The 7,950-nt window shown below is 46.4% G+C and carries 11 protein-coding genes; all 11 read right to left on the bottom strand.

The features are described 5' to 3' along the window. Window positions 1–85 precede the first annotated feature (85 nt). The 11 genes from murI to ccmB all read right to left on the bottom strand — a co-directional run bounded on the left by murI (window position 86) and on the right by ccmB (window position 7,947). Complete coding sequence (gene murI / locus P7M01_RS04995) at window positions 86–880, bottom strand: glutamate racemase (RefSeq protein WP_317483193.1); 795 nt, start codon at window positions 878–880, stop codon at window positions 86–88. Between the two features lie 123 nt (window positions 881–1,003). Then, window positions 1,004–1,306: a hypothetical protein gene (locus tag P7M01_RS04990; RefSeq protein ID WP_202935935.1), complete on the bottom strand. Its 303-nt coding sequence runs from the start codon at window positions 1,304–1,306 to the stop codon at window positions 1,004–1,006. A 10-nt stretch (window positions 1,307–1,316) separates the two neighbouring features. Further along, a complete protein-coding gene (locus tag P7M01_RS04985; RefSeq protein ID WP_317483194.1) occupies window positions 1,317–1,820 on the bottom strand; it encodes a hypothetical protein in 504 nt (167 codons plus the stop codon). Window positions 1,821–1,829: 9 nt separating this feature from the next. After that, a complete protein-coding gene (gene ccmI / locus P7M01_RS04980) occupies window positions 1,830–2,720 on the bottom strand; it encodes a c-type cytochrome biogenesis protein CcmI (protein WP_317474882.1) in 891 nt (296 codons plus the stop codon). Window position 2,721: 1 nt separating this feature from the next. Next, window positions 2,722–3,204, bottom strand: coding sequence for a cytochrome c-type biogenesis protein (locus P7M01_RS04975; protein ID WP_317483195.1), 483 nt, complete (start codon window positions 3,202–3,204; stop codon window positions 2,722–2,724). After that, complete coding sequence (locus P7M01_RS04970) at window positions 3,204–3,749, bottom strand: DsbE family thiol:disulfide interchange protein (protein ID WP_202935939.1); 546 nt, start codon at window positions 3,747–3,749, stop codon at window positions 3,204–3,206. The genes P7M01_RS04975 and P7M01_RS04970 overlap by 1 nt, the downstream gene beginning before the upstream one ends. After that, the gene (locus P7M01_RS04965) at window positions 3,742–5,700 is read right to left on the bottom strand and encodes a heme lyase CcmF/NrfE family subunit (protein WP_317483196.1); all 1,959 of its coding nucleotides are present in this window, start codon (window positions 5,698–5,700) and stop codon (window positions 3,742–3,744) included. The genes P7M01_RS04970 and P7M01_RS04965 overlap by 8 nt, the downstream gene beginning before the upstream one ends. After that, the gene (gene ccmE, locus P7M01_RS04960) at window positions 5,700–6,218 is read right to left on the bottom strand and encodes a cytochrome c maturation protein CcmE (protein WP_202935941.1); all 519 of its coding nucleotides are present in this window, start codon (window positions 6,216–6,218) and stop codon (window positions 5,700–5,702) included. Before ccmE ends, P7M01_RS04965 begins: the two co-directional genes overlap by 1 nt. After that, entirely contained in the window at window positions 6,215–6,418 is a 204-nt protein-coding gene (gene ccmD, locus P7M01_RS04955) for a heme exporter protein CcmD (protein WP_317474886.1), read from the bottom strand. Before ccmD ends, ccmE begins: the two co-directional genes overlap by 4 nt. Before the next feature lie 117 nt (window positions 6,419–6,535). Further along, a complete protein-coding gene (locus tag P7M01_RS04950) occupies window positions 6,536–7,267 on the bottom strand; it encodes a heme ABC transporter permease (RefSeq protein ID WP_202935943.1) in 732 nt (243 codons plus the stop codon). 14 nt (window positions 7,268–7,281) lie between these two features. After that, window positions 7,282–7,947 (bottom strand): heme exporter protein CcmB, encoded by a 666-nt coding sequence (gene ccmB, locus P7M01_RS04945; protein WP_317483197.1) that lies wholly within the window; start codon window positions 7,945–7,947, stop codon window positions 7,282–7,284. Window positions 7,948–7,950 lie beyond the last annotated feature (3 nt).

The raw sequence follows: 7,950 nt of genomic DNA, 5'->3' as shown, positions 1-7,950 counted from the left end.
TTTTAGCCGCCTTTGCAAGTGGTTTTTGTAAAAAAATGTCAAAAAAGATTCAACTGTTTATCTATTGTTCACTTTTGTTGTGATTTTAATCAATTTTCAATAATTCCAATTCATTAAATCCCCATCTTTTTAGCACTTGATGAAATTGTTGTTCAAAATTAAAGTGCTTCGTATAAAAAACACAATTATTCTTCTCTTTTTTCGACCGCACTTTACTGTTTTCTAACAATGATTTTACCCTTTTAGCAATAGCGCAACCCGGGTCTAAAAAATTTTTTACCTGCGGTAAGCACATTTGAATTTCTTCTTTAATTAGCGGGAAATGGGTGCATCCTAAAATCACGGTATCGAGATCATGCAGACTCTCCCAAGCTTGCAATTCCTTTTTTAACAATAATAAATCAACCGAGTTGCCCTTGATTTTTTGTTCGGCGATTTCGGGCAAAACAGTCGAACCTAATCGCTCCACCCGGCAGTTTGAGGCGTATTGCGCAATCAATATATCGACATACTCACGTTTAACCGTGCCCTTGGTTGCAAGCAACCCGATATGTTTGGTTTGTGAAACTGTCGCCGCCGGTTTAACGGCCGGTACCGTACCGACGATAGGAATAGAAAAGGTTTGACGTAGACTTGGTAACACTACGGTGCTTGCCGTATTACATGCAATAACGATGAGATCGAGCGGATAACGCCTATCGATTGTTGTACAAATTTTTAGTACCCGTTCAATTAACATTTCTTCGCTTCTTTCGGAATAAGGGAAAAATGCGTTATCAAAGCAATACAGATAATGGCAATCAGGCAGCAAGGATTTGACTTCGCTGTAAACACTAAATCCTCCAACGCCCGAATCAAAAAATAAGATGGTCGGCTTCATTTATTTGAGATCAAAAACAAAATTTTGTGAAGTATGCTACGCCTTAATTTTCTTGAATTCAAGTACAGGATTCTTGAATAAAATGCCGCAATTTACTGCGGCATTTCTAAAATTCATCCTTGATTACCAAGGATAGTGATGATATCGGTGACCATATCGCCCAATACCCACGCCCACCCCGATATGAGGTTGAACCCGGGCGGTTCCTTGTGAAACCCGCGGATATTTATCACTTTGATTAAGCGGATTATCTACGCGTTTAGGCGTTGTTACCCGCTGATCTTTCGGCACGGTATTGCCGGAATAAACTTTGTTATTGTATTCCTGCACGGCTTGCATATCTAGCGGCGCTTGCGGATGATTTTCAACCGGTGACGAACAGGCCGCACATAACCAAATCGCTCCCAAGATAAAATAATTACGCATAACTTTCTCCTTACTGACACACGATTTCAGATAAGACATCCGCACGTTCCCGTGCATTGATTTTCGCTTTATATTCACCGGTTTCCGCTTCATCCTGACGGAGCTTGTCTAAAATATCTTTCGCCTTAATATTAAAAACCGTCGTATATTGCATGCCTTTAATTTTATTTAAAATCGAAACGTTAGCCCGAATAATGATGGCATAGTATTCTTCGGGATCAGGAAGATAATAAGTGGTCGAATCCGTCAAATCCACGCCCGCCTGATTACGATATCCGCGACAAATACCGGCACCGGACTGATATACCGTATGGGAATAATAATCTTCATGTATATTATAGACTTCCAACTCGATACTCTCCGCCATTCGTTTCATATCTTCGGAACGCTTCGGGTCCAGCTTCTCCACGCTGCCTTTTGCAATGAAAGTACATTCCGTCGGATTAGTTTGGCCCATGCTCGACATAGGGAATAAAATTAACGAAGCAAGAATAATTTTTACACCCGACTTCATTTTCCATCCTTATTTTTTCTCTTCAGTTTGTTCTGCAATGGCATCTCGAGCGGAACGAATCGATTTTTCAATCAGCTCGCGACGCGTATCGTCTTCCGGCATCAGTTTAAGCATCATCGTCCATGTGACCGCCGCCATTTTGTAATCTTCCCTGGAGAAATAGTAAAAAGCCAGCAAACTCAGTGCCTGCATATTGGTATGATCACGGCGAATCACCTCTTTCAGTAATTCTTCCCCGCGCATTTTCTCATTCGTATCATCAGACATCATGAGAATTCTAGCATAAGAAAGCTTATATTCCGTATTTTCGGGTTCTAATTTTGCCGCTTTTCCGTAAGCGTCGAAAGCTAAATTGCCGTTATTCAAAGACATACCGATTTGTCCGAGTAGCCACCAGCTTTTCGCATCATTCGGCTCGTTCTGCAATTTTATCCGCAACGCCGTGGCAAATTGCTGTAATTCCTGATCCGTTAACGGATTATTATCTTCGTCTTTCACTCGCTCATAAAAATAAGGCAGTTTCTCATAAGTTTTAGCGAACATATCCTGCGCCTGCCAGGCTCCAATTTTAAAATAAATCGCGCCGGCAATAATCAGCAAACTCAAAAAACCTGAAACAAACCATAATTTGCCGTAAAATTTGTCCTCAAAATTGACCGCACTTTCCGGCGGAATATCTTCCAACAAATTTTTCTGCAATTCAATTTTAACCTGTTCGGGATCATCCACCAACCCTTGCTGCGCATCACGTTCGATTTCCCGTAAACGATCCAGGTAAAACGCTTTGTTCAGCGTATCACGTTTCGGCTGTGAAGTTCGGGTTGTTCTTCGCAGCAAAGGATAAAAACAAATCAGCGCAATCACCAACGTCAGCAATACGCCGCTCAGCCAAAAATTCATATTATTCCTTCCCGTTTAAAATAGATTGTAAACGCCGGCGTTCCGAATCATCCAAATTCTCCGGATTTTTGACCGCACTTTGCTGCACCGTTTTGCCCGTCGAACGGACTTTTTTCCGGCGCATTACAAACCATGCGCCCGATACCACAAACGCACAAGGCAATATCCAAAGCAACAGAGTTGCCGGCGTCAGCGGCGGGTTGTAAGTGACAAAATGACCGTAACGTTCCACCATGTAGTCTACTACGTCCCGTTTGGTTTTGCCTTCCTGTAAAAGCTCGAAAACCTTGGCGCGCATGTCCACGGCAATTTGCGCATTACTGTCGGCAATATTATTGTTCTGACATTGCGGGCAGCGCAATTCCTGCGTAAGCGTGTGATAATCCTCTTCCTGCCGAGCCGATTGAAAATTCAGCGCATCGATGGCGCCAAATCCCGTACAGGACAGCAAAAGTGCGGTCAAAAAAATCATTATTTTTTGCATTAGTTTTCTCCCGCCAATTTATCGTACAGAGGCTTTAAAGTCTGCGTCCAGACTTTCTCGTTAACATCGCCGGCATAACGATAATGAATCACTCCGTTGCCGTCCAGCACGAAGGTTTCCGGTGCGCCGTATACGCCGAGATCCAGCCCCAGTGCGCCTTTTTCGTCGTTAATCACAATCTGATAAGGATTGTTCAAATCTTTCAACCATTTAATGGCTTTATCGGATTGATCTTTATAATTGATGCCGATAATGGTTACATTCTGTTTCGCCAGTTCGTTCAGATACTGATGTTCCGCATAACAAGTCGGACACCAGGTGGCCCATACGTTAACTAAAATCGGTTTGCCCTGTTGGAATATTTCGCTGCCCAACGGTTTGTTATCAAATAAATCCGTCATTTGACGGAGCGGCATCGGTTTTCCCACCAGCGCACTTTCCAACGCTTTGGGATCGTCTCCCTGCGCATTACGCTGTAATTGCACCACAAAAGCGATAACCAGCCCCAGAAAAATAATGAGAGGTAAGAACAGTTTTTTATTCATTTGTTTTTTCTTTTACAATTTTTGAGAAACGGTAACGACGATCGCTCATGCAAAGCAATCCGCCCAAGGCCATAAACAGACCGCCGAACCAAATCCAGCGGACAAAAGGTTTGTAATACAAGCGCAATGCCCAGGAACCGTCTCCCAGACTTTCACCTAAGGCCACATAAAGATCGCGGGTAAATCCCCAATCAATCGCCGCTTCCGTCATCGTCATTTTGCTGACGGTATAAAAGCGTTTTTCGGCAAACAACGCGGCTTCCTGCTTATCGCCGACAAAAATATCCACTTGCGCTTTGCCGCCGGCATAGTTCGGACCGTTCGCTTCGGTAACGCCTTTGAATTCAAAACGATAATCTTCAATTTGCACGCTGTCTCCCACTTTCATGCGCACATCACGCTCAACGCTGTAATTCTGGCTGAAAGCAACGCCCCAGATAGTCATCGCCACGCCTAAATGAGCGGCGATCATTCCCCAGTGAGAGCGAGATAATTTGGTCAGCCCCGTCCAGAATCCGCAACGATGAGTCGCGCGTTGATGCAATTCATACAAACTGAGTAACACAATAATGACCGCCATCATCACGCCTAACACGGCGGAAACCGTTAATTTATGTTGCAGCAGTAACGGCAAACCGAAACCCAATAATGTCATGAGAATAACGCTGACAACCACCGGTATGCGAATAGCCGAGAACTGATCCCGTCGCCATTTCACCAGTGGACCGATTCCCAACAGCAACGCAAACGGCGTACAGATAATCAGGAACATTTGATCAAAAAACGGCGCGCCGATCGAAATGGTGCCTAATCCCAATTGCTTATGCACCAATGGCAATAACGTTCCTAGCAACACCACGGAAAGTGCGGTCATTAAAAGGATATTATTGAGTAACAACATGCTTTCGCGCGAATAACGTTCCGAATTATCGCGGGAGCGAATCCGATTGCCTTTAAACGCATATAAGGTTAACGAACCGCCGATCACCACCACGAGATAGGCCAAAATATACAGTCCGCGGGTCGGATCCGAAGCAAAGGCATGCACGGAAACCAAAATGCCGGAACGCACTAAAAACGTACCGAGCAAACAAAGGGAAAAAGCTAAAATCGCCAATAACACGGTCCACGCCTTGAAAGCGCCGCGTTTTTCCGTTACCGCCAGGCTGTGTAATAAGGCCGTTCCCGCCAACCAAGGCATCAGCGAGGCGTTTTCCACCGGATCCCAGAACCACCAGCCGCCCCAGCCGAGTTCGTAATACGCCCACCAGGAACCAAGCACGATACCTAAAGTTAAAAAGATCCAGGCCGCCATCGTCCACGGACGGGACCAGCGCGCCCAGGCGGTATCCAGTTTTCCCGTCATTAATGAGGCAATGGAAAAAGCAAAGGCCACAGAAAAGCCCACATAGCCCATATACAGCAAAGGCGGATGGAAAATTAATCCCACATCCTGCAGCAACGGATTCAACTCACGCCCGTCAACCGGAAAATCCGGAAAGGTTCGGGTAAACGGATTGGAAGTAAACAACACAAATAACAGGAAACCGATACTGATAAGTCCCATAATGCCCAATACCCGCGCCACCGCTTCCTGCGGCAACCGTTTACTGAACGACGCAACGGCGGCGCCCCATAAGGTCAGCATCCAAATCCAAAGTAACAATGAACCTTCGTGCGCCCCCCATACCGCGGACAAACGATATTGCAACGGTAAGTTGGAATTGGAGTTATTCACCACATATTGCACGCTGAAATCATTCACGGCGAACGCATAAAATAATGCGCCGAAAGCCACGCTAAGCGACAAAAACAAGCCGTATGTCATCGGACGCGCCAATGCCATAAATTGAACGTTGCCTCTCTCGGCTCCCCACAAAGGAAGAATCGCCAGGAAAACCGACACGGCTAAACTGAGCGCAAGCGCATAATTACCTAATTCCGCAATCATTATTGGTTCTCTTTTTGTTGTTGATCCCGCTCGCTTTCCCCTTTCAGGTCGGCACTGCTGACACCCATCGGCTTATGTACTTTTTCCATTTGTTCGCCCAATTCCGGCGGAACATAGTTTTCATCATGCTTAGCCAACACTTCGGAAGCCTGCAGAACCGTCGGTTCAATTAAGGTGCCTTGGGCAACAATACCCTGTCCTTCACGGAATAAATCCGGCAAAATGCCTTCATATTCCACGGTAATGGAAGGACCGATATCATTCACATCAAACCGCACTTTAAGGCTTTCCGCATCACGTTTCACCGTACCGGCAACCACCATACCGCCCACTCGGATACGCTGGCCGACTTCCGGTTTCTGACTTGCATCGTTTTGTTTGCCGTTCACCACTTCCGACGGCGTATAGAACAAATCGATATTCGAACGCAGCGCATACATCATCAATCCCGCGGCGACAGACACGCCGAGCAAAATAAACAATACGACTTTCAATCTGGATTTACGTCTCGGATTCATAGACCGCCTCTCGTTTTATTCGCCTGTAATCGTTGTTCGCGCGCCAGTTCGCGTTTCACTTCCGCAAGAATGTTTTTTTTGCCCCGATAACTCTGCACAATCAAGCCGACAATCGCCGCCAGCGACACCCCGTAGGACAGCCAAACGTAAAATCCGTAACCGCCCATATTTAAAAAATCACTCCAAGATTGGAAAAACATAGTTCTCTCCAAAAAACGTTTAAAATTTTATGCGTAATCGCCGGTGCGATTACTTATGGCTTCGCCACCGTTGGCAAAGCCAACGTTCAAAAAGCGTTGCTTTTTGTGACCGCACTTTTATTTCACCAGCGCGCGTACCCACGGACGTTTAATGTCTTCGCGCAATAAAGCGTTTCGATAACGCACCAATGTCAGCCAAACGGTTAACGCCATAAATCCGAAAATACTGAAAATCAACGGAATCAACATCGGCGTGGCAATAGAAGGCTTCTCAAATTTCGTAATGCTGGCGCCTTGATGCAAGGTGTTCCACCATTCTACCGAAAAATGAATAATCGGGATATTGATAACCCCGACAATACACAAAATAGCAGTGGCTTTCATGCCGGCGTTGCGATCCTGAAACGAAGAATACAGCGCCATAACGCCAAGATATAGAAAAAACAAAATCAATGAAGCGGTTAAACGCGCATCCCACACCCACCAAGTTCCCCACATCGGTTTCCCCCAAATTGAGCCGGTTGCCAGCGCCAAAAAGTTAAACACCGCGCCAATCGGGGCCATCGCTATAATGGACAGGTGTGCCTGTTTAATCTGCCAGACTAAACCGATCACGCCCGCCAGCGCCATGGCGACGTAAATACTCATCGACCAAATCGCCGACGGCACATGCACGTACATAATCCGGAAACTGTTACCCTGTTGATAATCGGCGGGCGCAAACGCCAGGCCCCATACCAGACCGATACCGAGCAGCAACGCGGTCAGAACCGCAAAAAACGGGCTCAGCTTGCCGCACAGGCGGTACTGAGTTTCAGGTTTCGCATAAGGATGTAACCATTTCCACATGAACATTTTTCCTTTTAATTATCTAAACTTACGCGTAACGCCGCCGCAACGGCAAAAGGCGCAAGCGTTAACGAAGCGACCGCCATCGCAGCGAGAATCGCAAGTTGTCCCCGATAAGGCAAATTTAACGTTGCGGCATCCAATACGGAGGCCGAAAAAATCAAAACCGGGATAAACAGCGGAACCACCAGCAGGCTTAACAATACGCCGCCCTTGCGTAATCCCACGGTTAATGCCACGCCGATCGCCCCGATACAACTCAGCACCGGCGTACCAACGAATAAAGTCAATGCCAACGCCCACCAAATATGCGCATCCAAAGACAGCAATAAAGCCGCAACCGGCGACAGCAAAATCAACGGAAATCCCGTCAACATCCAATGCGCCGCCACCTTTGCCAACGCCACCAGCGCCAGGGGCTGCGAAGTTAACATCAACTGTTCCAGCGAGCCGTCGATAAAATCGTCCCGAAACAAACGCTCAAAGGACAGCAAAGCGGAAAGCAATGCCGCCACCCAAGCCACGCCGCCCGCAATTTTGGCAAGCAAATTGGGATCCGGCCCGACAACCAGCGGAAACAAAGTAATCACGATCAAAAAAAACCATAACGGATTTAGAATTTCCGCCTGTTTCCGCATGGCTATACGCAGTTCCCGCTTGATAATTTCAGCAAATAGCATGGC

The sequence above is a fragment of the Exercitatus varius genome, assembly GCF_029577735.1.
GTDB classification, from domain to species: Bacteria; Pseudomonadota; Gammaproteobacteria; order Enterobacterales; family Pasteurellaceae; genus Exercitatus; species Exercitatus varius.
Note: the sequence above shows the minus strand (reverse complement) of the source record. Positions and strands in the feature narration are given on the sequence as shown.